The sequence below is a fragment of the Pseudomonas sp. NFACC16-2 genome, from assembly GCF_900119205.1.
GTDB lineage: Bacteria > Pseudomonadota > Gammaproteobacteria > Pseudomonadales > Pseudomonadaceae > Aquipseudomonas > Aquipseudomonas fluorescens_Q.
On the sequence record NZ_FPIX01000025.1, the window covers coordinates 24,183 to 49,474 of the forward strand.

23 protein-coding genes and 1 tRNA gene are annotated in these 25,292 nt (G+C 60.2%); 14 read left to right on the forward strand and 10 right to left on the reverse strand.

Translation table 11 applies throughout. From position 1 onward, the window contains the following. Positions 1 to 84: 84 nt before the first annotated feature. The 3 genes from BT116_RS19440 to BT116_RS19450 all read right to left on the reverse strand — a co-directional run bounded on the left by BT116_RS19440 (position 85) and on the right by BT116_RS19450 (position 2,084). Positions 85 to 699 carry a LysE family translocator gene (locus BT116_RS19440; RefSeq protein WP_072346430.1) on the reverse strand — a complete coding sequence of 205 codons (615 nt, stop codon included), beginning with the start codon at positions 697 to 699 and terminating at the stop codon, positions 85 to 87. 79 nt (positions 700 to 778) lie between these two features. Beyond that, positions 779 to 1,591 carry an AraC family transcriptional regulator gene (locus tag BT116_RS19445; protein ID WP_083569166.1) on the reverse strand — a complete coding sequence of 271 codons (813 nt, stop codon included), beginning with the start codon at positions 1,589 to 1,591 and terminating at the stop codon, positions 779 to 781. A gap of 166 nt (positions 1,592 to 1,757) precedes the next feature. After that, positions 1,758 to 2,084, reverse strand: a complete 327-nt coding sequence (locus tag BT116_RS19450) for an Arc family DNA-binding protein (protein WP_003204761.1) — start codon at positions 2,082 to 2,084, stop codon at positions 1,758 to 1,760. 525 nt (positions 2,085 to 2,609) lie between these two features. On the opposite strand from BT116_RS19450, the gene BT116_RS19455 reads away from it, so the two are divergent. From BT116_RS19455 to BT116_RS19475, 5 genes are all read left to right on the forward strand, one after another. Further along, positions 2,610 to 2,686: transfer RNA gene (locus tag BT116_RS19455), tRNA-Arg, on the forward strand. 423 nt (positions 2,687 to 3,109) lie between these two features. Then, positions 3,110 to 4,717 (forward strand): tetratricopeptide repeat-containing response regulator, encoded by a 1,608-nt coding sequence (locus tag BT116_RS19460; protein WP_063324722.1) that lies wholly within the window; start codon positions 3,110 to 3,112, stop codon positions 4,715 to 4,717. Next, on the forward strand, positions 4,710 to 5,402 hold the full coding sequence (locus BT116_RS19465; RefSeq protein WP_072346434.1) for a sensor histidine kinase: 693 nt from the start codon (positions 4,710 to 4,712) through the stop codon (positions 5,400 to 5,402). The genes BT116_RS19460 and BT116_RS19465 overlap by 8 nt, the downstream gene beginning before the upstream one ends. Positions 5,403 to 5,663: 261 nt before the next feature. Next, the gene (locus BT116_RS19470; RefSeq protein ID WP_162471107.1) at positions 5,664 to 6,905 is read left to right on the forward strand and encodes a glutamine synthetase family protein; all 1,242 of its coding nucleotides are present in this window, start codon (positions 5,664 to 5,666) and stop codon (positions 6,903 to 6,905) included. 70 nt (positions 6,906 to 6,975) lie between these two features. Then, positions 6,976 to 8,343: an MFS transporter gene (locus BT116_RS19475; RefSeq protein WP_063324725.1), complete on the forward strand. Its 1,368-nt coding sequence runs from the start codon at positions 6,976 to 6,978 to the stop codon at positions 8,341 to 8,343. Between the two features lie 62 nt (positions 8,344 to 8,405). Here the strand turns inward: BT116_RS19475 and BT116_RS19480 are convergent, their stop codons facing one another. The 4 genes from BT116_RS19480 to flgA form a co-directional block, all read right to left on the reverse strand. Next, positions 8,406 to 9,152, reverse strand: coding sequence for a flagellar brake protein (locus tag BT116_RS19480; protein ID WP_003204744.1), 747 nt, complete (start codon positions 9,150 to 9,152; stop codon positions 8,406 to 8,408). A 92-nt stretch (positions 9,153 to 9,244) separates the two neighbouring features. Continuing rightward, positions 9,245 to 9,712 (reverse strand): flagella synthesis protein FlgN, encoded by a 468-nt coding sequence (locus tag BT116_RS19485; protein ID WP_072346436.1) that lies wholly within the window; start codon positions 9,710 to 9,712, stop codon positions 9,245 to 9,247. A gap of 47 nt (positions 9,713 to 9,759) precedes the next feature. After that, positions 9,760 to 10,077 (reverse strand): flagellar biosynthesis anti-sigma factor FlgM, encoded by a 318-nt coding sequence (gene flgM, locus BT116_RS19490; protein WP_063324728.1) that lies wholly within the window; start codon positions 10,075 to 10,077, stop codon positions 9,760 to 9,762. A gap of 172 nt (positions 10,078 to 10,249) precedes the next feature. Next, positions 10,250 to 11,014 (reverse strand): flagellar basal body P-ring formation chaperone FlgA, encoded by a 765-nt coding sequence (flgA, locus tag BT116_RS19495; protein WP_063324729.1) that lies wholly within the window; start codon positions 11,012 to 11,014, stop codon positions 10,250 to 10,252. Between the two features lie 78 nt (positions 11,015 to 11,092). Between flgA and BT116_RS19500 the strand changes: the two genes are divergently transcribed. The 6 genes from BT116_RS19500 (at position 11,093) to flgE (ending at position 16,153) form a co-directional block, all read left to right on the forward strand. Next, positions 11,093 to 12,019, forward strand: coding sequence for a chemotaxis protein CheV (locus BT116_RS19500; RefSeq protein ID WP_072346438.1), 927 nt, complete (start codon positions 11,093 to 11,095; stop codon positions 12,017 to 12,019). Positions 12,020 to 12,077: 58 nt separating this feature from the next. Continuing rightward, positions 12,078 to 12,905 carry a protein-glutamate O-methyltransferase CheR gene (gene cheR / locus BT116_RS19505; RefSeq protein ID WP_063324730.1) on the forward strand — a complete coding sequence of 276 codons (828 nt, stop codon included), beginning with the start codon at positions 12,078 to 12,080 and terminating at the stop codon, positions 12,903 to 12,905. 301 nt (positions 12,906 to 13,206) lie between these two features. Beyond that, positions 13,207 to 13,614, forward strand: coding sequence for a flagellar basal body rod protein FlgB (gene flgB / locus BT116_RS19515; RefSeq protein WP_072346448.1), 408 nt, complete (start codon positions 13,207 to 13,209; stop codon positions 13,612 to 13,614). 3 nt (positions 13,615 to 13,617) lie between these two features. Further along, entirely contained in the window at positions 13,618 to 14,061 is a 444-nt protein-coding gene (gene flgC, locus BT116_RS19520) for a flagellar basal body rod protein FlgC (RefSeq protein ID WP_003204730.1), read from the forward strand. A 15-nt stretch (positions 14,062 to 14,076) separates the two neighbouring features. Beyond that, entirely contained in the window at positions 14,077 to 14,799 is a 723-nt protein-coding gene (flgD, locus tag BT116_RS19525; RefSeq protein ID WP_072346450.1) for a flagellar hook assembly protein FlgD, read from the forward strand. 28 nt (positions 14,800 to 14,827) lie between these two features. After that, the gene (flgE, locus tag BT116_RS19530) at positions 14,828 to 16,153 is read left to right on the forward strand and encodes a flagellar hook protein FlgE (protein ID WP_072346452.1); all 1,326 of its coding nucleotides are present in this window, start codon (positions 14,828 to 14,830) and stop codon (positions 16,151 to 16,153) included. 366 nt (positions 16,154 to 16,519) lie between these two features. Here flgE and BT116_RS19535 read toward each other — a convergent pair whose 3' ends face one another. Continuing rightward, on the reverse strand, positions 16,520 to 19,411 hold the full coding sequence (locus BT116_RS19535; RefSeq protein ID WP_063324733.1) for a ribonucleoside-diphosphate reductase subunit alpha: 2,892 nt from the start codon (positions 19,409 to 19,411) through the stop codon (positions 16,520 to 16,522). Between the two features lie 886 nt (positions 19,412 to 20,297). Here BT116_RS19535 and BT116_RS19540 point away from each other — a divergent pair. Continuing rightward, on the forward strand, positions 20,298 to 21,020 hold the full coding sequence (locus BT116_RS19540) for a response regulator (RefSeq protein ID WP_072346454.1): 723 nt from the start codon (positions 20,298 to 20,300) through the stop codon (positions 21,018 to 21,020). Then, positions 21,017 to 22,627: an ATP-binding protein gene (locus tag BT116_RS19545; protein ID WP_072346456.1), complete on the forward strand. Its 1,611-nt coding sequence runs from the start codon at positions 21,017 to 21,019 to the stop codon at positions 22,625 to 22,627. Before BT116_RS19540 ends, BT116_RS19545 begins: the two co-directional genes overlap by 4 nt. Positions 22,628 to 22,742: 115 nt before the next feature. Here the strand turns inward: BT116_RS19545 and BT116_RS19550 are convergent, their stop codons facing one another. Further along, a complete protein-coding gene (locus BT116_RS19550; protein WP_072346458.1) occupies positions 22,743 to 23,468 on the reverse strand; it encodes a 4'-phosphopantetheinyl transferase family protein in 726 nt (241 codons plus the stop codon). A gap of 221 nt (positions 23,469 to 23,689) precedes the next feature. Next, positions 23,690 to 24,481 (reverse strand): dienelactone hydrolase family protein, encoded by a 792-nt coding sequence (locus tag BT116_RS19555; protein ID WP_072346460.1) that lies wholly within the window; start codon positions 24,479 to 24,481, stop codon positions 23,690 to 23,692. A 147-nt stretch (positions 24,482 to 24,628) separates the two neighbouring features. Between BT116_RS19555 and BT116_RS19560 the strand changes: the two genes are divergently transcribed. Beyond that, positions 24,629 to 25,228, forward strand: a complete 600-nt coding sequence (locus BT116_RS19560; protein ID WP_072346462.1) for a hypothetical protein — start codon at positions 24,629 to 24,631, stop codon at positions 25,226 to 25,228. Positions 25,229 to 25,292 lie beyond the last annotated feature (64 nt).

Sequence of the window (25,292 nt, forward strand, 5' to 3'; positions counted from 1 at the left end):
CGTAATACTGTCCACATAGAAACGGCGCTTCTTTCAGAAATGGGGGGCGCCGTTTTTTTTGCGTTTCTTTTGGTTTACGGGGCGTCAAGAACCAAAGACTAACGCCAGTCGTGCAGCCAGTAGCACAAAGGCTGCCGAGAATAGCCGGCGTATCCACTGCAACACGGATGGACGCTCCAGAACATGGCGGCGCATCGATGCGCAGAGCACGCCATAGGTGACGAAGACGACAAAGGTGATCGCCATGAAGATGAGGCTCAGTTGCAACATGCGCCACATGGCATCCGTTTCGCCTGGCACGAGAAATTGCGGTAGAAAGGCCAGGAAAAAAATCGACAGTTTTGGATTCAGCAGATTGACCAAGATGCCCGAAAAAATCACCGCGCCGTTCGAACGTGGGGTCTTGTGCGGATCAATATGCAATGCCCCATGGCTCTGGAGCGTGCTCCATGCCATCCACAGCAGGTAAGCGACGCCAAGGTACTTGATGATCTCGAAGGCCAGTGGGCTTGTGTGCAGCAGTGCAGCGAGGCCTGTGATGGCTGCCAGCATGTGCGGCACGATCCCCAGGGTACAACTCAATGCCGCTACCACGCTTGCGCGCCAACCCCGGGCCAGGCCGGCTGCCACCGTATAGACCACGCCAGTGCCAGGCGAGGCCGCCACGATCAGGGAAGTGATAAAAAATTCGAGGTTCATGCGACGCCGACCTTGGCAGTTGTGAAGTCTCCAGCCTGCCTGCTGTGAGGAGGGGCGTCTTGAACGAAATTGCAGGTTGCTATGGGTGTCCTTGTCGGGCGTACATGCCCGGTGAGAATCCAAAGCTGCGCACGAAGCATCGAGTCATATGGCTCTGATCGGCGAAACCGCTGGCCAGGGACGCCTCGGCCAGCGGCATGCCTGCAGCGATCAGTTGTCGTGCTCGGTGGATGCGTCGTTGCAGCAGATAGGCGTGGGGTGTCAAACCGGTCTGGCGGCTGAAGGCGCGTACCAATTGAAAGCGGCTTAAATCGGCCTCCCTGGCGAGCAGGGCAAGCGACATGGACGACTGCGGTTCGTCGTCGATCAAGGCTTTTGCACGGTTTGCCGCGACCTTCGGCAAACACGATATCGGCATGGAGCTATCCAGCAAATGTTCGAGCAAAAGCACGAGCGTTTCTTCGATCTTCAGGTGAGCGCCAAATTCCTCGGCTTGAGCGAGGGCTTGGTACAAAGTGCGGAACAATTCTGCCGCACGGGGGCTTTGCAGCACCGGATAAGCGAATTCCTGGGCACAGATGCCCCCATCGCTCTTCATATCCTTGAATGCCTGCGCAATCAGCGGCGGGTCGAAGTACAGCATCTGCCAACGACGCGTTCCGTTTCCGATGGGCGCGCCGTCATGCACTTCGGCCGGATTGACCGATATAAGGTCGCCAGCCGTCGCTTCTACCTGGCCTCGGCCGCTGGCTGAACGTTGCGCCCCGCGCACAAGCAAGCCAATGCCAAAATGTTCGTGCATGTGCCGGGCGAACGTTCGATCTGAATCGGCCTCGACGAGTTCCACGCCCAGCCCTGGAATTCTTTGGATCTTGAATGCGTGACCTGTCATGCAGGCCTCCATGCCCGTACTTTTTAGAGGATCAATTTAGCATTACGGCCATGGATCAGCAGTGGTGTTGGTTCGATGGCTCTATGAGTGCTTGAAAAGCAGGCTGAGGCCAAACGCCAGGCAAAAAAAAAGCCAGCACGAGGCTGGCTTGAGTATTTTTGGGCTATCAGGTCGCGTCTGCGGCCATTTCTGCGTCATGGGCAATCAGCGAAACGAGGGCGTTCTGCTGGCGATGGGAGAGTTGTCGGAAGCGTTGAAGCAGTTCGCGCTCATGCAATGACAGCTCTGGACTGTCCAGGCGCATGCTCAACTCTTCACCCAACGCGCCTTCCTGAATAAGGCTTTGCTCAAGACGCGCGATGATTTCAGAGTTCATGCTGCGGTGATGATTGCGAGCCACTTCGGCAATGCGTTCCCGCATTCCGTCTGGCAGACGTACGACGAACTTGTCAGCCGTACGGCTGGAATAAATTGCCTGTTTCAATGGGCGCATATATTTAACCGGTTAGTTCAGGGGAGCGGTTCTCGGGATTGGCCGCAGGATGTCGATAGGACAAGCTCCATTGCCAAATGTTCAACCTGAATTGTTAAGAGGCCCGCATCATGCCTCAAAATTGCCAGATCATTGGCGCCAATTCTGTGACAAATTCTGATCGGGGTAAAGGCGTTCTGCCAGTATCCTTCATCAAAAAATGCGGACTGGTTGGTAAAAAACAACAGGTTCGCATTTGTGACCGTCGAATTGTGTCTATGTGCCATACCGTCTGGCGGATAACGGAAACGGACAAAAACCTGTGCTATCCCTGTCTTGTACAGGATAGTGGCAAATGGCCGATTTACTAGGGTGAGCGAGCCAGGATAGATGAATGGCGGCCTGCGCTCGGCGTCCAGAATCTGCCAGCCTTACAGGGAGTACTATTTGCCTACACTTAAAAAGCCATGGGCGACATGACAAACGCAGGGCAGGTCGTTAACATGCACGCCGTCCTGCGCACCGCATCTCTCGTGGTCGACTCGTGTCTCAGTAGCTCAATTGGATAGAGCATCCCCCTCCTAAGGGGAAGGTTGGCAGTTCGAACCTGCCCTGGGACACCATATTAATCAAAGATTTAGCGAATTTTTGCCCGGGTCTCGTTTTTTTTCTGATCCTCACTTCTTGATGCATTCTTTGTGACGAGGGAGCTTGCTCCCGCTCGGTTGCGCAGCAGCCGTCAAAAAACGGGTCCGCTGCGCGGCCCAGCGGGAGCAAGCTCCCTCGCCACGGTCTGATTTTCTGCACTCGGTTTTCCCTACTGCTTCCCCTTAACGGAACGCCATCTGCTGCCGATAACCCGATGAGCCCGGTTGTCCCCTGCGTTTAGGCTCGCAATGTGCGTCACGACACAGCCAGGCCAAGCGATTGCTGAAATCCCTTGAACGTTGCTGGCTGGTGGCTATCATCTGCGCGCCTCGGGCTTGTGACACGGCGTTTCGTTGTTATGCCATTGGGTTATTTTTTTACTTGCCTGGACATCCTCGATGCTGGCGTACCACCAAAAAAGTTTTCTGATCGTCGATGATTTCTCGGATTTCCGCAGTTCGATCCGGTCCATGCTGCGTGAGCTGGGCGTCAAGGACGTGGACACCGCCGACACCGGTGAAGTGGCGCTGCGCATGTGCTCGCAAAAGCGCTATGACTTCATCTTGCAGGACTATCACCTGGGCGATGGGCGCAAGAATGGCCAGCAAGTGCTTGAAGACCTGATGGTCGAAAAGCTGATCAGCCATGAAAGTGTGTTTCTCATGGTGACCGCCGAGACCAGCCAGGCGATGGTGCTCAGTGCCCTGGAGCATGAGCCCGATGCGTACCTGACCAAACCGTTCAATCGCTCCGGCCTGGCCCAGCGGCTGGAGCGGCTCGAGCAGCGCAAGACCCTGCTCAAGCCGATCCTGCAAGCCCTCGATCGTGGCAAGCCGATGGACGTGCTCAATGCCTGCATCGCCCTGTGCAAGCAGGACCCGCGCTACGGGCCGTTGTGCCTGCGTTATCGGGCCGATGCGTTGCGCGACCTGAATCAGAACGAGGCCCTGGAGCGACTGTACAACTCCATCCTCGCGGATCGCCCGTTGCCGTGGGCCTACGCGGGGCTGGGCAAGTTGATGTTCAAGCGTGGCCAGGTGGGGCAGGCCAAGGCCGTTTATGAAAAGGCCCTGAAAGTCTTTCCAATGATGCCGGCGTTGTACGACGGCATGGCCGAAGTGTTGATGGCCGAAGGTGACACCAAGCAGGCGCAGCATGTGCTGGAAGAGGCGGTGCGCCTGTCGCCGCTGGCGGTGCGCCGCCAGTCGTTGCTGGGCAAGTTGGCGATGACCAACGAAGACTACGACACGGCTTCCCGGGCTTATCGCCAGGCGGTCGGGCAGGGCGCGCAGTCACGCTTCAAGGATCCGGAAAGCAACCTCGGCCTGGCCCACGCGCTGATCAGCAAGGGCAGCGAAAAAGGCCTCGATACCCGGACCCGGCTGGAGATCAACACCACCCTCAGCGCCGTGGCGAAGGAGAACCTCAACGACCCGGGGTTGCAGGTCCGGGCGCGGCTGATGAAGGCCACCAGCCTGTTGCTCAACGATGCCGAAACCGCCGAGAAGCTCACCGAACAGGCTTTGCAGCGCCTCGATGGCATGGAGCAATTCATGAGCGCCGAGGCCGCGTTGCTGGTGGCCAAGCAGTTACAAATGCTTGGCCAGGCCAGCGCCGGCGAGTCGATGCTCAAGAACTGCGCGGAAATCTACGGTGATGACCCGACGGTGATGCAAGGCATCGCCAAGCTGACCGACGACCCGAACATCCTCAATCAAGGCAATGCCGCCGCCGAGCTGAACCGCGAAGGCGTGCGGGTCTACAAGACCGGCGCGTTGCCGGAGGCGCGGGAGCTGTTCCGCCGCGCCCTGAAGATGCAACCGAAGAACATCAGTATTGCCCTGAACATGGCGCAATCGCTGCTGCATGGCACCGACACCAGCGTGGAGTCGGAACTGCTGCAGGAGTGTCGCGCCTGCCTGAAACTGGTGGGCATGATGCCCGACACCGATGCGCGTTTTGCGCGTTATCAAAAACTGCGAAGCAAGGCATTTGGCGATGAATGACAGCGAACAGGTCCTCGATTTTTCCACGGTGATCGCATCGACCGTGCACGACATGAAGAACTCCCTGACCTTGCTCATGCAGACGCATGCGCAATGGCTCGAGCGCTTGCCCGACGCCGAGCGCCAGACCACGGAGCAAGGCGTCATCGAGTTCGAATTCGCCCATCTCAATGGTTTGCTGGTGCAACTGTTGGGGCTGTACAAGCTCGGTGTCAACCAGTTGCCGCTGCACCCGGCCTACCACGAGCTGGACGATTTCATCGAGGCGCAACTGGCCGGCCATCAGGATGTGTTCCGCAGTCGTGGGATCATGGTCACCTATGAAGTCGATCCGCTCAGCCCCTTGGGTTTTTTCGACCGTGAACTGATTGCTTCGGTGCTCGACAATTGCATCAATAATGCCATTCGTCATGCGCGCCAGGCGCTGCTGATCAGTGTGAGCGACGAGGCCGGGCAGTTGGTGCTGACCCTCAATGACGACGGCGAAGGTTACCCGCCTGAGATGATCGAGCGTCAGGCCGAGTACGTGCAGGGCATCAACCACAGCAGCGGCAGCACCGGGCTGGGTCTGTACTTCGCCGCGCGGATCGCCAGGCTGCACCAGCGCGGCGGCGTGAGCGGGCGTACCGAGATTGCCAATGGCGGTGTGTTGGGTGGTGGGGTGTTCCGGCTTTACTTGCCTTGAACGTGCGCTCATAAATACGCAGCCCCCACAAATCCCCACACTGAATCTCACATCCCCGCGCTCGATGTTTATTGTCTGTGGGTGCTTGATATCCCGAACAGCCGAAGCCTATTTTGTACGGGTTGCCGTTCGCGGCTCGCACATAACAAGGATTGCGTCATGACGACCGATGGCCAGCGTTCACTCGCGCAGCGACTGACGGGCATTGATGAGATTGAATGTGTCACGCCGGATTTGAATGGCGTGCCGCGGGGCAAGGTAATGACCGCTGAGGGTTTCCTCGAAGGCCGGCGGTTGCAGTTGGCGCGGGGCGTGCTGCTGCAATGCATCATGGGCGGTTATCCGCCGTCGCGTTTCTACGGCAGCGACGACGGCGACCTGGCGCTGGTGGCCGATCCGAAACAGATTCATCGCCTGCCTTGGAGCCAGCAGCCCCGTGCCCTGGCGATCTGCGATGCCGACGAGTTGACCGGTGAAAGCTCCCGGCTCTCGACGCGCGGCCAGCTCAAGGCCGTTGTCGCTCGCTATGCAGCCCTTGGCCTGGCGCCGGTGGTGGCCACCGAACTGGAATTTTTCGTGTTCGCCCCCAATCCGGACCCGACCCAGCCGTTCCAGCCGCCGATGGGCCTGGATGGGCGTCGCGAAGACGGCCATTCGGCGTTCAGCGTCAGCTCCAACAATGGCCTGCGCCCGTTCTTCAGTGAAGTCTATGCCTGCATGGCGGCGCTGGGCCTGCCTCGTGACACCTTCATGCATGAAATGGGCGTAAGCCAGTTCGAGATCAATCTGCTGCACGGCGATCCGCTGTTGCTGGCCGACCAGACGTTCCTGTTCAAGCACCTGCTCAAGGAAGTGGCCCTCAAGCACGGCCTGACCGTGGTCTGCATGGCCAAGCCTCTGGCCCACACACCGGGCAGTTCGATGCACATCCACCAGAGCGTCGTCGAGGCGGACAGCGGCCGCAACGTCTTCAGCGACGAAGCGGGCGAGCCGACGGCGACTTTCCGACATTTCATCGGTGGGCAACAGGCGTGCCTGGCGGATTTCACCGCATTGTTCGCGCCGAACGTGAATTCCTACCAGCGCCTGTGCCACCCGTTCGCCTCGCCGAACAATGCCTGCTGGTCCCATGACAACCGTTCGGCCGGGTTGCGGATTCCTGCCAGCTCGCCGGTGGCCCGGCGGGTCGAGAACCGCTTGCCGGGAGCCGATGCCAACCCCTACCTGGCGATTGCCGCCAGCCTGGCCGCCGGGCTGTATGGGATTGAACATCGGCTGGAGCCGAGCGCGGCGATCCAGGGTGAATTCGAAGTGCCGGATAATCTGTCGCTGCCATGTACCTTGCATGCCGCCTTGGAGCGTCTGAAGCGTAGTCATCTGGCGAAGGAACTGTTTGGTACGGAGTTCATCGAAGGCTACATCGCCTCCAAGACCCTGGAGCTGACCAGCTTCTTCGATGAAATCACGCCTTGGGAGCGACGTGTCCTCGCGGCCCAGGCATAACGAACCGTCGCATTCGGGCTATCTTCAACAGGTAGCCCTTACTCACCTCAAGGAGCCGCTCGGAACGCCGATGCGCCAAATCTGGAAACCTTTTCGAGCGCTTTATTTCGCTTCGCTGATGATGTTGATCGGCTCGGGCCTCTTGAGTACTTACCTGGCCTTGCGCCTGGCCGCCGACCATGTGGACAGTCTCTGGGTCGGTGCGCTGATGGCCGCCAACTATTTCGGCCTGGTGCTGGGGGGCAAGATCGGCCATCGGCTGATCGCCCGCGTCGGGCACATCCGCGCCTATTCGGCCTGCGCCGGGATTGTCGGGGCGGCCGTGCTGGGTCATGGCTTGGTGGACTGGCTGCCGGCCTGGGTCGTGCTGCGGATGATTGTCGGCCTCGGGATGATGTGCCAGTACATGGTCATCGAGAGCTGGCTCAACGAGCAAGCCGATGCCAAGCAGCGTGGGGTGGTGTTCAGTGGCTATATGATCGCCTCGTACCTGGGGTTGGTGCTGGGGCAGTTGATCCTGGTCATGCACCCGGCCCTGGGGCCTGAGCTGTTGATGCTGGTGGCGCTGTGCTTCGCCTTGTGCCTGGTGCCGGTGACACTGACCCGGCGGATTCACCCGGCGGCGCTGCATCCGGCGCCCATGGAGCCGCGCTTCTTCATCAAGCGTGTGCCACAGTCATTGAGTACGGTGCTGGGCTCCGGATTGATCGTCGGCTCGTTCTATGGTCTGGCGCCGCTGTATGCCTCTCAGCAGGGTCTGTCGACCGAGCAGGTCGGTCTGTTCATGGGTAGCTGCATCTTCGCCGGACTGCTGGTGCAGTGGCCCCTGGGCTGGCTGTCCGATCGATATGACCGGGCGCTGCTGATCCGCTGCTTTGCGCTGGTCCTGACGATCTGTGCGCTGCCATTGGCGATTCTTCCGACGGTGCCGCTGGAGGTGCTGTTCGTCGCGGGGTTCTTCTGTTCGCTGGTGCAGTTCTGCCTGTATCCGCTGGCGGTAGCGTTCTCCAACGACCACGTCGAAGCTGATCGAAGGGTGTCCCTGACCGCGATGCTGCTGGTGACCTACGGCGTGGGAGCCAGCATCGGGCCGCTGGTGGCCGGCGTGTTGATGAAAATGTTCGGCAGCCAGATGCTCTACGGCTTTTTCGCTTTCTTCGCCTTGGTACTGGTGTGGCGGATCCGACCGAAAGCGGTGACCAACCTGCATCAGGTCGATGACGCACCGCTGCATCACGTGGCGATGCCGGACAGCATGTCGAGTTCGCCTTTGGTGGCGTGTCTTGATCCGCGGGTGGATGAGCAGGTGGTGCAGGAGCAGATGCAGGCGCCGGCCAATCCGGACGTGGAGCCCGAGCCGGCCACTGAGGCTGCGGCCGAGGCTGAAACTGAAACCGAGGCGCCCGAGACACCGAGTTTTACCCAGGCCAGGCCTTGAAGCAGGCATAAAAAAACGGGCAGTCGCCGTAAGGGACTGCCCGTTTTTCATGCCTCGAAAAATCAGAGGTCGTCTTTATCGAAGCGCCGGGCTTCTCGTTGGAGCTGGTAGACGAACCGCTCGACCTGCCGTTGCACCAAGCCACTGATGTTATGGAAGCGTACACCGGCGAACGTGGTGTTGATCCTTTCTTCGAAATGCAGGTAACGCAGCTCGACTGGCGCGGTCATGTTGCCAAAAGGCAGGGCCGCGATGAAACGCTCATACACCTGGCCCAATTGCAGACGCTCCGTGATGTCGCCGTCAAAGCGCAATTTGCAACCGGTGGCGGAGATGTCCAGCAACTTGCCATCTACGGGGGACTTGAGCTTGTCGCCGCCCAGTTCAACGCTTACCAGTTGTGCCAGTTTCAGGGCGGCGCGGAAGGCGTTGCGACGTTGGTGGTAGACCACTTCGTCGGGCAGGGCGCCGCGATAGCAGCGACCGTCGCTGGATTCATCGATGGTCAGTGGACCCTTGCCATCCCAGGCGATACGCACGCCGTCATGAAAACCCTCGACACGAAACGGCTCGCCAGCCAGCAGGAAACGCTCGCCGTCCCGGGGGATCATTTCATCCAGGGCGATGGAGTTGGTCTCGCGATCGACGTTGACCAGATAGCTCTGGAAGCGCTGGCTACGTTCGTGGAAGGTGATGATCAGTGGGTCGTGGCTCTCTTGCAGCATCCGCAGGTTGCCGGAGATTTCCAGGGGCGTGGTGAGGACCTTGGGGGGCTGCGGAGCATCATCCGCGTTTGATGCATTGAACACGGTGAGTCAATCTCCAGGCAAAATACGACTACGAATGGCCGGCATTTTGCCAGCATGTATCGCGCGTTGATAGAGCGAAGGCATTGTTCGTTTCATGCCTGGCTGAGCGGGCGGTGCTTGACCATTCTGGCCGTTGAACCGCTAGCGTCATACAGCGTCGGGATCTCGCCACCGTTGAGAATGCGCAACTGGTTGGCGGTGGCGGCCTGCTGCATCAGGATCGACTGGCCGTTGCGGGCGTTGGTTGCCTGGCATTGGGCGAGCAGGTCGTTGAGTACTTTGCTCTGGGAGCGCAGCTGATCGCCGATCGTCGACTGGCTGGCCAGTTGCTCGAGGCCGTCATGGCTGGCAGGCAGGTTGAGGCTGGCGAGGATCTCGCTGCGTTTGCGGCCATGCTGGTCAAGCAAGATGATCAATGCCTGTTTCTGCGCCAGGATATTCTCCAGCAGAGGCATGTCACGACCGTGCAGTGCCACGGATTCGGCCTGCAACAATTCCAGTAGCTGTTGCGCTGGAACGAAGTCGTCGATGATCAATTGCAATAAATGAGTGTCGTGCATGGCTGGCCTTGGGTCTTAGCGTCCAAAAGCCTGGCGCAGGCGGCGGCCTAGCGCTGGGCTTCGAAGTTGAGCAGTTTGCTGGCTACGCGGTTGCTGTCGACTTTGTAGCTGCCATCGGCGATTGCTGCTTTCAACTCGGCCACGCGGGCGTTGTCGACGACAGGTTGATCGCGCAGCTTGTCAGTGACCTTCTGCAACTGCTGAGCCTCATTGCTGAGGTGTACCGACTCCCCATTGCTGACCTGGTCGGCTGGTGTAGACAGCGGCGCGGATTTGCCGGCTTCGGCGGTTTCCTTGGTAGCGCTGGTACGCGTAGTGCCTGTCAGCGGTGAAGAGCTGTTTAAACGATTGAAATCGATGACCATGGTAAAAAACCTCTGGGTATTTGGACGCTTGCCATGTTTTCGGCCATTCCCAAAAAAACTTTAGGCTCATTTATTCAATGAACGTGCGCACGTCTGCGCTTGCCTTTGCGTAAGGCACAGTCTAGGGAACACCGGGATCAAGCGCCAGCTTTCTACCTCCTCTACCGGGTCATTACATCGCCACTTCCACTTGGCCTGGAGCCATCACTTGCGCCTTGATGACGCGCTGGGAATTGAGGTTTTTTACCCGTATCTGTTCACGCATGCCGCCGTTGGACAGGGCTTCGCCGGGCATCCGCACGGCCAGGGAGCCGCTGCGGGCGGTGATGACCACCTGGTCGCCCTTGCGGACCACTTCGGCCTGCTCCAGGTGCACCAGCGTCACGACCTGATCGGCGACCATTGGTCGGACAAGTTTCTGCCCGATGGCCTGATCGACGGAGGTCAGGAAGCCCTGGGTGATCTGGCTGATGTCCCGTTCACGCAGCATCACGTCCTGGGGCTCGACGATCCCGGCCCGCTTGAGCGGACGCGTGGTGGTGACAATTTCCCGAAACAGGCGCACTTGAGCGGGCACGAACACCGTCCAGGGCGCGGCGCTGTCGCAACGAACCTTCACCGTGACGCGGCCCAGAGGGCGAGCGGGACTTTCCAGCGAAGCAGTCAATTCCTTGTCGCACATTGGCATGCGCAGGCGCGGGTCGAGTTGGTTGACTTCGATTTCGTAGCGACCTTCGGTTTGACTGGTAGCCAGATAGTCTTCTACGGTGAATTCAAGAAAGCCCTGAGTGACGCCGATAAGGAGATCAGGCAAGGTAACCGGAACAGCAGCAAGGGCAGGACCGCCCGAAGTGAACAGGCAGACAGCCAGCAGTGCACCGAGCCAGTGGCGGCAGTGAGTGGTCAGGCGTCGAGAAAATGTCGTTTGTGCGTTCATGCCGGTTCAATAGCAAGCCCCGTGCCGTTTAGTGATGAATGCGCGTCGGACACATTAGCGTTAGGTAGGAGTCAGGGCATGGCGGGAGTAATGGATTCGGTGAACCAGCGCACTCAGCTGGTCGGTCAGAATCGCCTGGAGCTGTTGTTGTTCCGTCTCGACGGCCAACAAATGTATGGGATCAACGTATTCAAGGTCCGCGAGGTGCTGCAATGCCCCAAGCTGACCCTGATGCCCAAGTCCAGCCCCGTCGTGTGCGGTGTGGCCAATATTCGGGGAGCGACCATCCCGATTCTCGACCTGGCGATGGCGACCGGTTCCGGTCGGCTGCTGGACCAGAGCAATCCGTTTGTGATCATCACCGAGTACAACACCAAGACCCAGGGGTTCCTGGTCCGCTCGGTGGAGCGCATCGTCAACATGAACTGGGAAGAGATCCATCCGCCGCCCAAGGGTACCGGCCGCGATCACTACCTCACGGCAGTGACCCGGGTCGATAACCAGTTGGTGGAAATCATCGACGTGGAAAAAATCCTCGCCGAAGTAGCGCCCACGCCGGAAGCGATCTCCGTGGGAGTGGTGGATGCCGAAACCCAGCACAAGGCGATTTCGTTGCGGGTGTTGACCGTCGATGACTCTTCGGTGGCCCGCAAGCAGGTGACCCGTTGCCTGCAAACGGTTGGCGTCGAGGTGGTGGCGTTGAACGACGGGCGACAGGCGCTGGATTACCTGCGCAAGCTGGTCGACGAGGGCAAGAAGCCTGAGGAAGAATTCCTGATGATGATCTCCGACATTGAAATGCCGGAGATGGACGGGTACACCCTGACGTCGGAAATTCGCAACGACCCGCGCATGCAAAAGCTGCACATCATCTTGCATACTTCGTTGTCCGGTGTTTTCAACCAGGCGATGGTCAAGAAGGTCGGTGCCGACGATTTCCTGGCGAAATTCCGTCCCGATGACCTGGCGTCCCGGGTCGTCGAGCGGATCAAGGCAGCAGAATAAAGTAAAGGTCGGGCGCGTTGTGCGCCCGGCAAGTCAACACAATGAAAGAGGCGGTATCTTGTCTACGGGTAATTTGGATTTCGAACAGTTCCGGGTCTTCCTGGAAAAAGCCTGTGGCATCTTGCTTGGTGAAAACAAGCAATACCTGGTGTCGAGCCGTCTCAATAAATTGATGGAGCAACAGGGCCTCAAGTCATTGGGCGAGCTTGTGCAGCGTATCCAGACCCAACCGCGCAGTGGTTTGCGCGAGATGGTGGTGGACGCGATGACTACCAACGAAACCCTGTGGTTTCGCGACACCTATCCGTTCGAAGTGCTGAAGAACAAAGTGCTGCCGGCCGCCATCAAGGCCAGCCCGGGCCAGCGCCTGCGGATCTGGTCGGCGGCCTGTTCGTCGGGGCAGGAACCCTATTCGCTGTCGATGTCCATCGATGAGTTCGAACGCTCCAACCTCGGCCAGTTGAAAGGCGGCGTGCAGATCGTCGCCACCGACCTGTCCGGGACCATGCTCAATAACTGCAAGACTGGCGAGTACGACAGCCTGGCCATCGGCCGTGGTTTGTCGCCGGACCGCCTGCAACGCTACTTCGACCCGAAAGGGCCGGGCAAGTGGGTGGTCAAGGCGCCGATCAAGAGCCGGGTGGAGTTCCGCTCGTTCAACCTGCTGGACAGCTATGCCAGCCTGGGCAAGTTCGACATCGTGTTCTGCCGCAACGTACTGATCTACTTCTCCGCCGAAGTGAAGAAAGACATCCTGCTGCGCATCCACGGCACGCTCAAGCCGGGTGGCTACCTGTTCCTCGGCGCCTCCGAGGCGTTGAACGGTTTGCCGGATCATTACCAGATGGTCCAGTGCAGCCCGGGGATCATTTACCAGGCGAAGTGATTGGCTTGGGTTGTCAAAAAAAACGGGAGTCCCCATGGGCTCCCGTTTTTTTATGCCCGCTAATTCGCTCCCTATCACCCTTATCCCTGTGGGAGCGAGCAAGCTCGCTCCCACATTTTTAACCTCTGTTGCCTGGATGAAAGCGGCAGAAAAGCGGCAGCTTGCGGAAGCCAGTTGCCGCTTTTCTGGCATTGCCGCCTTGCCGATGCCCGCAAAGCCCCGGTTTATGGGGCTTTGGAAAGTGGCACGCCGCTTGCTATAGCCAGCGTACGTACATTCTGGTCACCCAAAGGTTTCCGACATGAGCATCAGCTTCGATAAAGCGCTCGGTATCCACGAACAGGCCCTGAGCTTCCGCGCCCAGCGTGCCGAAGTCCTGGCCAACAACATCGCCAACGCCGACACCCCGAACTACAAGGCTCGGGACCTGGACTTCTCCAAAGTGCTCGCCGAGCAGAACGAGAAGGCCAAGAACGGCCACTTTGCCTTGAACATGACCAACAGCCGTCATATCGAAGCCGAAGGCCTGGGCAATGGCGACGAATCGCTGATGTATCGCACGCCGATGCAGCCTTCGATCGACCAGAACACCGTGGACGCTCAACTGGAACAGTCCAACTACGCGGAAAACTCCGTGAACTTCCAGGCCAGCTTCACCCTGCTCAACAGCAAATTCAAAGGGCTGGTATCGGCCCTGCGTGGAGAGTAAGCCATGTCGATCGCGAGCGTATTCAACATTGCCGGCAGTGCCATGAGTGCCCAGACCACTCGCCTGAACACCGTCGCCAGTAACATCGCCAACGCCGAGACCGTTTCGTCGAGCATCGACCAGACCTACCGCGCCCGCCACCCGGTATTCGCCACCATGTTCCAGGGCGGCCAGTCCGGCGGCAGCGACTCGCTGTTCCAGGAGCAGGACGCGGCCGGGCAGGGCGTACAGGTGCTTGGCGTAGTCGAAGACCAGAGCAACCTCGAAGCCCGTTATGAGCCGAACCATCCGGCCGCTGATGCCAAGGGTTATGTCTACTACCCGAACGTCAATGTTGTCGAAGAAATGGCCGACATGATTTCCGCCAGTCGTTCGTTCCAGACCAACGCCGAAATGATGAACACCGCCAAAACCATGATGCAGAAGGTCCTGACCCTCGGTCAGTGATAAGGGGCGAGTCACATGAGCGTTACCAACACTACCAGCGGTTTGAGCCTGAACGAGATTCTGGCCAATTCCTCGGTCAAGACCAACAACACCTCCGATACCCTCGGGGCAATGACAGGTGCGGCGACCGGCAAGAAGGAACTGGGCAAGGATGCGTTCCTGCAACTGCTCGTTACCCAGCTGAAGAACCAGAACCCGCTGGAGCCCCAGGACAACGGTGAATTCGTAGCCCAATTGGCGCAGTTCAGCAGCCTGGAAGGCATCACCACCCTCAACGAGACCGTCAGCGGCATCGCCGGCAACTACAACTCGTCCCAGGCCCTGCAGGCCTCGTCACTGGTTGGTCGCTCGGTCATTGCTCCAGGCGACAAGGCTGTGGTCGATACCTCCAAGAGTCTCAACGGCACGGTGGTGGTGCCAACCTCGGTGTCCTCCGTCGCGGTCAAGATCGTGGACAAGGACGGCAAGACCGTTCGCACCATCGACTTGGGCAGCCAGAACGCCGGCAATTCCGCGTTCATCTGGGATGGCAAGAACGATGCGGGCACGGTCGTTGAATCGGGCACTTACACCTTCGCGGCCTCGACCACCATCGACGGCAAGGCCACGTCGTTGATCACCAACCTGCCGGCCACGGTCAGCAGCGTGACGATCAGCCAGACGGGCGGTGAGCTGATGCTCAACCTGGCCGGGCTGGGCAGCATTGCCCTGTCCAAAGTACAAACTATTGGTATGTAGAGCCGACTAACCGGCAAAAGGAGTCAACATGTCTTTCAACATCGGCCTTAGCGGTCTCTATGCAGCCAACAAACAGCTGGACGTGACCGGCAACAACATCGCCAACGTGGCGACCACCGGTTTCAAATCGTCCCGCGCGGAATTCGAAGACGTCTACTCGGCCACCAAGCTGGGCTCGGGTAGCAAGACTGTCGGCAACGGCGTGCGCCTGGCCAACGTTTCCCAGCAGTTCGGCCAGGGTGACGTCAACAACACCGGCAACGTGCTGGACATGGGTATCCAGGGCCAGGGCTTCTTTGTCCTGAGCAACGACGGCTCCCTGAGCTACACCCGTGCCGGTACCTTCAAGACCGACAAGGAAGGCTACATCACCAACAGTGACGGCACTTCGCGCCTGCAAGGCTATGGCGTGGATGCCAACGGCAAGATCCAGAACGGGATCCTGACCGACCTGCGCATCGATACCTCGAACCTGCCGCCGCAAGCCACTAGCCTGGTTTCTTCGACGATCAACCTGAACTCCACGGCGACGCCGATCACCGTTGCGTTCAACCCGACCGACACGGCCACATTCACCAAGCAATTCACTACCCCGGTCTATGATACCCAGGGCAACCAGCACTCCATGGACCAGTACATGGTCAAGACTGCCGGTAATACCTGGGACGTCTATACCTTGATCGATGGTCGTAACCTCAATGGCAGCGCGCCGGTTGCTCCGAACGCTCCGGTTCCTTCCACAATGACGTTCGACTCGAACGGCAGACTAACCCAGGTCAGCACTCCGGTTCCGCCGACCGTTCCGCCGACTGTTCCGACACCTGCGCCAACCATCAGCAATGATCTGAACCTGGTTGGCTGGGTCCCAGGCACTGTGACTAATGGTACATGGACTGCTAATGGCGCGGGCTCGTCGACTATTACGATCTCCATGGCCAACACCACCCAATTCAACGCCGACACCGCCCGCTCGATTCCAGCCCAGAACGGCTACGCCACCGGCCAGATCACCAACCTGACCATCGACGGCAGCGGCGTATTGCTGGCCAACTTCAGCAACAACCAGACCAAGCCGATCGGCCAGCTCGCACTCGCCAGCTTCACCAACGAGCAAGGCCTGCAGCCGGTAGGCGGCACCAGCTGGAAAGAAACCTTCGCGTCGGGCATCCCGGGCTACGATGCTCCGGAAACCGGCACTTTGGGTTCGATCGTCTCCAACTCCCTGGAAGAGTCCAACGTCAACCTGACCAACGAACTGGTCGAGCTGATCAAGGCCCAGAGCAACTATCAGGCGAACGCCAAGACCATCTCCACCCAGAGCACCATTATGCAGACCATCATTCAGATGGCTTGATGTCGATGGTTGCTTGACGCTGCACACGGAGCCCCTCGCAAGAGGGGCTTTTTCATACCCGCTAGAGCCCGTCCTCATGCCAGGTTTCCCTTTGTGGCGAGGGGATTTATCCCCGCTGGGCTGCGCAGCAGCCCCCTCCACAAGCAGTCAATACGACCTGCCTGACTCACCGGGTCGCTGGCATTCAGGGCCGCTCCGCGCCCCAGCGGGGATAAATCCCCTCGCCACAATGAATGTCACCCTGAATATGGATGAGGGCAGCCCAGGCAACGTCGTTTCCAGGGCAAAAGAAAACCCCCAATAAACCAAGGGTCTATCGGGGGTTTCTTGTTTCAGTGGGCGTTTCGCAATGCCCACTGGCTCAGCTTATTGGCAAGCTTCGCAATCCGGCTCGTCGATCGCGCAGGCCTTTGGCACTGGCGCAGGGCCTGCTGGAGCAGCCAGGACCGAATCGTCACCGTGGTTGCCGCCGCTGGAAACAGCGTTCAGCTTGCCGGTGTTGATGGTTGACTTCTCGGTGCTGGTCGCGGCCAGGGCACGGAGGTAGTAAGTGGTTTTCAGGCCACGGTACCAAGCCATGCGGTAGGTCACGTCCAGCTTCTTGCCCGAAGCGCCGGCGATGTACAGGTTCAGCGATTGAGCCTGGTCGATCCACTTCTGGCGACGGCTGGCGGCGTCGACGATCCACTTGGTGTCCACTTCGAACGCGGTGGCGTAGAGCGCTTTGAGCTCTTGCGGGATGCGTTCGATCTGCTGCACCGAACCGTCGTAGTACTTCAGGTCGTTGATCATGACCGAGTCCCAGAGGCCGCGGGCCTTGAGGTCGCGAACCAGGTACGGGTTGATCACGGTGAACTCGCCCGAGAGGTTCGATTTCACATACAGGTTCTGGTAGGTCGGTTCGATCGACTGCGACACGCCGGTAATGTTGGCGATGGTGGCGGTCGGTGCGATGGCCATGATGTTGGAGTTACGGATGCCTTTCTGCACACGGGCGCGAACCGGTGCCCAGTCCAGGGATTCGTTCAGGTCGACATCGATGTACTTCTGGCCGCGCTGGGCGATCAGGATCTGTTGCGAGTCCAGCGGCAGAATGCCCTGGGACCACAGCGAACCCTGGAACGTCTCGTAGGCGCCACGCTCGTCGGCCAGGTCGCAGGAAGCCTGGATCGCGTAGTAGCTGACCGCTTCCATGGACTTGTCGGCGAATTCGACCGCGGCATCGGAACCGTACGGGATGTGCTGCAGGTACAGCGCGTCCTGGAAGCCCATGATGCCCAGGCCGACCGGACGGTGCTTGAAGTTGGAGTTCTTCGCCTGTGGCACCGAGTAGTAGTTGATGTCGATCACGTTGTCGAGCATGCGCACGGCAGTGTTCACGGTGCGTTGCAGCTTGGCGGTGTCCAGCTTGCCGTCGACGATGTGGTTCGGCAGGTTGATCGAGCCCAGGTTGCAGACCGCGATCTCATCCTTGTTGGTGTTCAGGGTGATCTCGGTGCACAGGTTCGAGCTGTGGACCACGCCCACGTGCTGCTGCGGGCTGCGCAGGTTGCACGGGTCCTTGAAGGTCAGCCATGGGTGGCCGGTTTCGAACAGCATCGACAGCATCTTGCGCCACAGGTCTTTGGCCTGGACGACTTTGAACAGCTTGATCTTGTTGTACTCGGTCAGGGCTTCGTAGTACTCGTAGCGCTCTTCGAAAGCCTTGCCGGTCAGGTCGTGCAGGTCCGGTACTTCGGACGGCGAGAACAGGGTCCACTTGCCGTCATCGAAGACACGCTTCATGAACAGGTCGGGGATCCAGTTGGCGGTGTTCATGTCGTGGGTACGACGACGGTCATCACCGGTGTTCTTGCGCAGCTCGATGAACTCTTCGATGTCCATGTGCCAGGTTTCCAGGTAGGCACAGACCGCGCCCTTGCGCTTGCCGCCCTGGTTGACCGCGACCGCGGTGTCGTTGACCACTTTGAGGAACGGCACCACGCCCTGGGATTTGCCGTTGGTGCCCTTGATGTACGAGCCCAATGCGCGAACCGGGGTCCAGTCGTTGCCCAGGCCACCGGCGAATTTCGACAGCATGGCGTTGTCGTGGATCGCGCCGTAGATGCCCGACAGGTCATCCGGAACGGTGGTCAGGTAGCAGCTCGACAGCTGTGGACGCAGGGTACCGGCGTTGAACAGGGTCGGGGTCGAGGCCATGTAGTCGAAGGACGACAACAGGTTGTAGAACTCGATCGCACGGTCTTCGCGCTGCTTCTCTTCGATCGCCAGGCCCATGGCCACGCGCATGAAGAAGATCTGCGGCAGTTCGAAACGCACGCCATCCTTGTGGATGAAGTAACGGTCATACAGGGTTTGCAGGCCCAGGTAGGTGAACTGCTGGTCGCGCTCGTGGTTGATCGCCTTGCCAAGTTTTTCCAGATCGAATTCGGCCAGGACCGGGTTCAGCAATTCGAACTCGATACCCTTGGCCACATAGGCTGGCAGCGCCTTGGCGTACAGGTCGACCATTTCGTGGTGGGTCGCGCTCTCGGCGACTTCCAGGAAGCTCAGGCCTTCGGCACGCAGGGTGTCCATCAGCAGGCGGGCGGTCACGAAGGAGTAGTTCGGCTCGCGCTCCACCAGGGTCCGCGCGGTCATCACCAGGGCCGTGTTGACGTCCTTGAGTGCAACGCCGTCATAGAGGTTCTTCAGGGTTTCGCGCTGGATCAAGTCGCCATCGACTTCTTCCAGGCCTTCGCAGGCCTCGGTGACGATGGTGTTCAGGCGGCCCATGTCCAGCGGCGCCAGGCTGCCGTCGGCGCGGGCGATGCGGATCGAAGGGTGGGCCTGGACCGGTGCGTCGGCCGGGGAGCGGGTCGCACGTTCCTTGGCGCGGGAGTCACGGTAGATCACGTAGTCGCGCGCCACTTTCTGCTCGCCGGCACGCATCAGGGCCAGTTCGACCTGGTCCTGGATTTCTTCGATGTGGATGGTGCCGCCCGAGGGCATGCGACGCTTGAAGGTCGCGGTGACCTGTTCGGTCAGGCGGGCCACGGTGTCGTGGATTCGCGACGAAGCGGCAGCGGTGCCGCCTTCAACTGCGAGGAACGCTTTGGTGATGGCGACGGTGATCTTGTCATCGGTGTAAGGAACGACAGTGCCGTTACGCTTGATCACACGCAGTTGGCCCGGCGCGGTGGCGGACAGATCCGGGTTCGAATCGGCGGCCAGCGGCGCGGTGCCCTGCGGGTTCTCGCGAGTTGTGTCGGTGTGCATGGGTGTCTCCACGTTCTCTATGTTTGTTTGGGCACCATCACGGTGCCCACCGTTCCGTCCTGAAGCACTACAACCGACTGGCGCCGGGCATAACAACTTCGGGACAGTAGGAAGCAGGCGTTTAATGCCGCTTCCATCCGAAGTTCTCAGGTTGCGAGCGGGGCTCGAAACCGGGTTGCCGGGGTGGCAGCAATTGACTGCAACACCCGTACCGTTTCGGTCGTTTTCGACCTGGAAACAGTTGCCATCCGCAGGGGCGGTCTGGGCTTGGGGAAATACGGTGTTTCAGCTGGACAGAAGCAAGAAAAGCGCTTGAATTCTCTGCCCGACTTGTGTTTGGTTTTTGGCCTGAAACCCTACATGTAGGGTTTTTTGCGCGGCGGGCTACAAGATAATGCGTTTTTGGGGGGTATGCAACGTACTACCTGTGGATAAGCCTGTGCGTAATTTGTGTGCGAAACGTGGAACTGCTCTGTAGGCCGCGACCTAGCTGGAGTGGACCTTTTTTCATCGGTTTCGACGGTCTGAAAACTGCCCGATGGTTTTTTGCGGGCGCGGACGTTACCACATAAAACCTGCTTCGACCGAACGCATTTGTCCGCTTGTTTTCTAGGGGGGCGACGTTTATACAATCGACCGGTGTGCTGGCATGTTTATCCTCCTTTGATATGACAAAAAGAGGAGGCTGTATTCGAATGCCCGGGGTGAGCGGCTACTTGTGGCGAGGGGATTTATCCCCGTTGGCGCGCGAAGCGGCCCCTGCATTCTGTCTGACTACAACAGTGAGCATTTTTGGGGGCTGCTACGCAGCCCAGCGGGGATAAATCCCCTCGCCACAGGATTGTGGCCATCCTTCCTTTTATATTCACAGCAAGACGAGGCCCCCGTGGAACAAGAAGCCTGGCAGGTATTGATCGTCGAGGATGACCAGCGTCTGGCCGAGCTGACCCGGGAGTACCTCGAAAGCAACGGGTTGCGTGTCGCCATCGAAGGCGACGGCGCGGTGGCGGCGGCGCGGATCATTGCCGAGCAGCCGGACCTGGTGATCCTCGACCTGATGCTGCCCGGCGAAGACGGCCTGAGCATCTGTCGCAAGGTGCGCGGGCATTATGACGGGCCGATTCTGATGCTCACCGCCCGCACCGACGACACCGATCAGATCCAGGGCCTGGACTTGGGCGCCGATGATTATGTCTGCAAGCCGGTTCGCCCGCGTTTGCTCTTGGCGCGTATCCAGGCCCTGCTGCGGCGCAGCGAACCGGAGCCGAGCGTCGCGCAGAAGCAGCGACGCCTGCAATTCGGCCCGCTGGTGGTCGACGACGCCCTGCGCGAAGCCTGGTTGCAGGGCAACGGTATCGAGCTGACCAGCGCCGAATTCGACCTGCTGTGGCTGCTGGTGTCCAATGCCGGGCGCATCCTGTCCCGGGAAGAAATCTTCACCGCTTTGCGCGGCATCGGTTATGACGGCCAGGACCGTTCCATCGACGTGCGCATTTCGCGTATCCGCCCCAAGATCGGCGACGACCCGGACCATCCACGACTGATCAAGACCATTCGCAGCAAAGGCTACCTGTTCGTTCCCGAAGCTTGTGTAGACGCCGCGCCGTGAACTCGATCTTCCTGCGCATTTACGGCGGCATGTGTGCCGCACTGGTGCTGGTGGCGGTCCTCGGCGTACTGGCCCTGCACCTGCTCAACCAGACCCGCAGCGAGCAATACCGCGAGCGCCTGGCCCACGGCACGTTTTCGTTGATGGCCGACAACCTGCGGCCGATGAACGACACCGAACGGCGGCGGGCGCTGCTGGTATGGGAGCGCCTGCTGGGCATTCCCCTGGCGTTGCAGACCTTTGCCCAGACCGACCTCGACCTCGGCCAGCGCACCCGCGTACTGCGTGGCCAGGCATTGGTGGAGCAGACCGGACCCCATGCGGCGAAGGTCTACCGGCTGGTCAGCGATGGCGAACAGTTGATGCTGGTGGGTGAAGTCCAGCAGATCAGCGAACAACTGGCCCGCGCGACCATCTATCTGTTGGCCGACGAGCTGGTGCGTTACCCGGTGGCCGAGCAACCCAAGCGGCTGGCGCAACTGGGGCAGGAAAAAGGTTTTGGTTTCGATTTGCGACTCATGACCGCCGAGCAGGCGGACATGGATGAAGACCAGCGCCGTCGTGTATCCGAGGGCGATACGGTGATGGCGTTGGGCAAGGGCGGCGACTCCATCCGGGTCTTCGCCGGCATGGTCGGCACGCCGTGGGTGTTGGAGATCGGCCCGCTGTACCAGATGAATCCCTATCCGCCGCAATGGCTGGTGCTGATCGCCGCGCTGGGCTTGAGCCTGATCGGCTTGATCGTCTACCTGTTGGTGCGCCAGTTGGAGCGGCGCTTGCGCGGCCTGGAGTCGGCCGCGACCCAGATCGCCCAGGGCAGTTTGGAAACCCGGGTATCGGCCCGAGGTGCCGACTCGGTGGGACGGCTAGCCGCTGCGTTCAACGGCATGGCCGAGCACTTGCAGCAATTGTTGGCCATCCAGCGCGAGCTGGTGCGGGCGGTGTCCCACGAATTGCGTACCCCGGTGGCGCGCCTGCGCTTCGGCCTGGAAATGCTCGGCAGCGCCACCACGCCCCAGGCGCGGGACAAATACCTGGCGGGCATGGACCACGACATCGAAGACCTGGATCGGCTGGTGGACGAAATGCTCACCTATGCGCGGCTGGAACAGGGCTCACCGGCCCTGAATTTCCAGCGGGTGGACCTGGATGCGCTGGTCAATCAAGTGATCGATGAACTGGGGCCGTTGCGGGCCGGGATCACGGTCGAACGCGGTCTATGCCTGTCAGCCGCCGATTGCGACGGCGCCTGGGTCGAGGCCGAGCCACGCTTTCTGCATCGGGCCCTGCAGAATCTGGTGGGCAACGCCATGCGTCACGCCAGTTCCCGGGTCACCGTCAGCTATCAGGTGGGCCAGTTGCGCTGTCGGGTGGATGTGGAGGACGACGGGCCTGGTGTGCCGGAGGCGGCATGGGAGCGGATCTTCAAGCCCTTCCTGCGTCTGGATGACAGCCGCGCCCGGGCGTCGGGCGGCCATGGGCTGGGGCTGTCGATCGTGCGGCGGATTATCCACTGGCATGACGGTCGGGCGCTGATCGGCAAGAGCAAGAGCCTGGGCGGGGCGTGCTTCAGTTTGAGTTGGCCGAGGCATCAGGACAGGTCTTGATAGAAGGGCTGCCTGTACTGGCCTCATCGCGAGCAAGCTCGCTCCCACAGGTTGAACGCATGCCCATGTGGGAGCGAGCTTGCTCGCGATGAGGCCCGCCCAGACACCAAAAACCTCAGGCGCTGATCCCCACCAGGCTCAACAACTGCCCATCCTTCACCCCAAACTGCGCCTGCAGTTCGCTGCCATGACGCCACTCGGCCGACAGGTCCGTCAGCAACCGCAGTCGCACCTGTCCGTCGTGTGTCCATTCCAGCACTTCGGCATGCTCGAAATAAAAGCGTTGCCCAACGATCGGGTACAGCGCCTTGAACAGGCTTTCCTTCACTGAAAAGGTCAGGGTGACCAGCAAGGGCCGGTCATCGCGGGCGACCTTGGTCATGCGTTGCAGCTCCGGCGGGGTGAGGATTTCACCGGCCAGGCGCTCGGCGCGTTCGGGGTTGAGCAGGTTTTCCAGGTCCATGCCCAAGCCTTGCCAGTGATCCCGCTTGGCGACAATGGCCGCGGCCCGACCGGTGCTGTGGGTGATCGAGCCGCTGACATGGGCCGGCCACACGGGCGCGCGGTCCTCGCCAATGGCCGGCACGCAGGTCTGGCCGTCCAGCTGGCGAAGGGCTGCTCGGGCGCAGATCCGTCCGGCCAGGAACTCAGCCTGACGCTTGGCCACCGATCGCTGGATGCTCGCCGGTGGTTCGATGGCGCTGTTGGGGAAGTCGGAGCCTACCAGCAGCAACGGGTCGAAGCGGGTGCTCAGCAGCACCGTATCGGGCAGCGCACCGGGCAAAAGCCAGTGTTCATCCAGGGGCGAGCAACAGGCGGGCAGGGTGGGGAGTGTCTTCATGCCCGGCATTTTGCCGGGTTGACGGGAGGCTGGGTAGTGGGACGCGCTTCATGGATAGAAGGGAGAGGGCTTTGGTGGCGAGGGAGCTTGCTCCCGCTGGTCTGGCGTTGCGAACACTGTTGTGGCGAGGGGATTTATCCCCGCTGGGCTGCGAAGCAGCCCCAATTCAGGGCCGCTTCGCGCCCCAACGGGGATAAATCCCCTCACCACAGGGTTATGCGTCAGTCAAAAACTTTCTTGAAAAACTTCTGCATATCCGCCCACGACTTCTCATCGGCTTCCTTGTTGTAGCCAATGTCCGGCCCGCCATGTTCGCCGTGGCTCAAGCGGTCGGCATCGGGGTTGCTGAAGCCGTGCTTGGCGCCTTCGAGGCTGACGAATTTATAGTCGGCGCCGGCCTTGTCCATCTCGCTCTTGAACGCGGTGACGTTGTCCTGGGTGACCATGCTGTCCAGGGCGCCATGCTCGACCAGCACCTTGGCCTTGACGCTGCCAGGTGTTGCCGGGGTGTTGGTCACCAGCGCACCGTGGAAACTCACCACGCCGGCCAGCGGCACACCCTGGCGCGCCGCATCGAGTACCACCTTGCCGCCGAAGCAGTAGCCGATGGCAGCGAGTTTGTCCGGATCGGTCTGGGGTTGTTTCTTCAGCAGGTCGAGACCGGCCTGGAAGCGGGCACTGGCCGCCGCGCCGTCCTTGAGCGCCGCCTGCATGAAGGCCATGGCGTCGTTGGGGTGCTCGGTGTTCTTGCCGTCGCCGTACATGTCGATGGCCAGGGCGCTATAGCCCAGGCCGGCGAGGTCACGGGCACGGCGCTTGGCGTAGTCGTTCAACCCCCACCATTCATGCACCACCACCACACCTGGGCGCGGGCCCTTGACGGTGTCGTCATACGCGTAATAGCCGATCAGCTTGGTGCCGTCGGCACTGGTGTAGGGGAGCTCCTGGGTCTGGATGGCGGCGTGGCTCGCACCGCTAAAAGCCAGAAGTACAACCGCAAGCAGCCTGCGCATGATGGATCTCCTTAAAAAGTATTGAGACAGGACACTCTAGCCGATTCATTCAGCGCAGGTTCAGAGAACGTTCAAGGGGTGTTCAGGGAGCGCTGGTTAAGGTGACGGCGACTTCACAATTCACCCACGCTGCAAAGGAACTCGATCATGACTGCTATGAAAAAACTGCTGTTGGCTTTCACCGTGCTGGGCGCCAGCGCCCTGGCCCACGCCGATGACAACTTCGCCAGCCTGACCCTCGGCCAGACCAGCGACAAGGTGAAGAAATCCAACGCCTTGGACACTGCCCTGAACAACCCGAACGCCGACGGCGTCATCGGCAAGGACACCACGTATGGCTTGCGACTGGGCAAGCAAAACGACCAGGGCCGCTACTACGCCACCTACGACAACGTCTCGGGCACCCACAACGGCATCAAGCTGCGCCAGGAAAACCTGCTGGGCAGCTACGATGTGTTCTATCCGGTCACCAGCAGCACCAAGCTGTTCGGTGGCGGCACGGCGGGCCTGACCAAGCTGACCCAGGATTCTCCCGGCTTCAGCCGCGACAGCGACATTGGCTACGCAGTGGGCTTGCAAGGGGGCGTGCTGCAACAAATTTCGCAAAACACCTCGGTTGAACTGGGTTACCGTTACCTGCGCAGCAACGCCAGCACCGAGATGAGCCCGCACGGTGGTGACAAGGTCGGTTCGCTGGACCTGACCAGCAGCGCCCAGACCTACCTGTCCGCCAACTACACGTTCTAAGCGGTTGATGGTGAGCGTATCCAGCCGGATCGGTCGAAGACGATCCGGCGCCTTTGGTTGAAGT

What these genes read in the sequence shown, in the direction of transcription:
- BT116_RS19440 (WP_072346430.1), bottom strand. Translation starts at nt 699, where the DNA reads ATGAACCTCGAATTTTTTATCACTTCCCTGATCGTGGCGGCCTCGCCT.
- BT116_RS19445 (WP_083569166.1), bottom strand. Translation starts at nt 1,591, where the DNA reads ATGACAGGTCACGCATTCAAGATCCAAAGAATTCCAGGGCTGGGCGTG.
- BT116_RS19450 (WP_003204761.1), bottom strand. Translation starts at nt 2,084, where the DNA reads ATGCGCCCATTGAAACAGGCAATTTATTCCAGCCGTACGGCTGACAAG.
- BT116_RS19460 (WP_063324722.1), top strand. Translation starts at nt 3,110, where the DNA reads ATGCTGGCGTACCACCAAAAAAGTTTTCTGATCGTCGATGATTTCTCG.
- BT116_RS19465 (WP_072346434.1), top strand. Translation starts at nt 4,710, where the DNA reads ATGAATGACAGCGAACAGGTCCTCGATTTTTCCACGGTGATCGCATCG.
- BT116_RS19470 (WP_162471107.1), top strand. Translation starts at nt 5,664, where the DNA reads ATGACCGCTGAGGGTTTCCTCGAAGGCCGGCGGTTGCAGTTGGCGCGG.
- BT116_RS19475 (WP_063324725.1), top strand. Translation starts at nt 6,976, where the DNA reads ATGCGCCAAATCTGGAAACCTTTTCGAGCGCTTTATTTCGCTTCGCTG.
- BT116_RS19485 (WP_072346436.1), bottom strand. Translation starts at nt 9,712, where the DNA reads ATGCACGACACTCATTTATTGCAATTGATCATCGACGACTTCGTTCCA.
- flgM (WP_063324728.1), bottom strand. Translation starts at nt 10,077, where the DNA reads ATGGTCATCGATTTCAATCGTTTAAACAGCTCTTCACCGCTGACAGGC.
- flgA (WP_063324729.1), bottom strand. Translation starts at nt 11,014, where the DNA reads ATGAACGCACAAACGACATTTTCTCGACGCCTGACCACTCACTGCCGC.
- BT116_RS19500 (WP_072346438.1), top strand. Translation starts at nt 11,093, where the DNA reads ATGGCGGGAGTAATGGATTCGGTGAACCAGCGCACTCAGCTGGTCGGT.
- flgB (WP_072346448.1), top strand. Translation starts at nt 13,207, where the DNA reads ATGAGCATCAGCTTCGATAAAGCGCTCGGTATCCACGAACAGGCCCTG.
- flgC (WP_003204730.1), top strand. Translation starts at nt 13,618, where the DNA reads ATGTCGATCGCGAGCGTATTCAACATTGCCGGCAGTGCCATGAGTGCC.
- flgD (WP_072346450.1), top strand. Translation starts at nt 14,077, where the DNA reads ATGAGCGTTACCAACACTACCAGCGGTTTGAGCCTGAACGAGATTCTG.
- flgE (WP_072346452.1), top strand. Translation starts at nt 14,828, where the DNA reads ATGTCTTTCAACATCGGCCTTAGCGGTCTCTATGCAGCCAACAAACAG.
- BT116_RS19535 (WP_063324733.1), bottom strand. Translation starts at nt 19,411, where the DNA reads ATGCACACCGACACAACTCGCGAGAACCCGCAGGGCACCGCGCCGCTG.
- BT116_RS19550 (WP_072346458.1), bottom strand. Translation starts at nt 23,468, where the DNA reads ATGAAGACACTCCCCACCCTGCCCGCCTGTTGCTCGCCCCTGGATGAA.
- BT116_RS19555 (WP_072346460.1), bottom strand. Translation starts at nt 24,481, where the DNA reads ATGCGCAGGCTGCTTGCGGTTGTACTTCTGGCTTTTAGCGGTGCGAGC.
- BT116_RS19560 (WP_072346462.1), top strand. Translation starts at nt 24,629, where the DNA reads ATGACTGCTATGAAAAAACTGCTGTTGGCTTTCACCGTGCTGGGCGCC.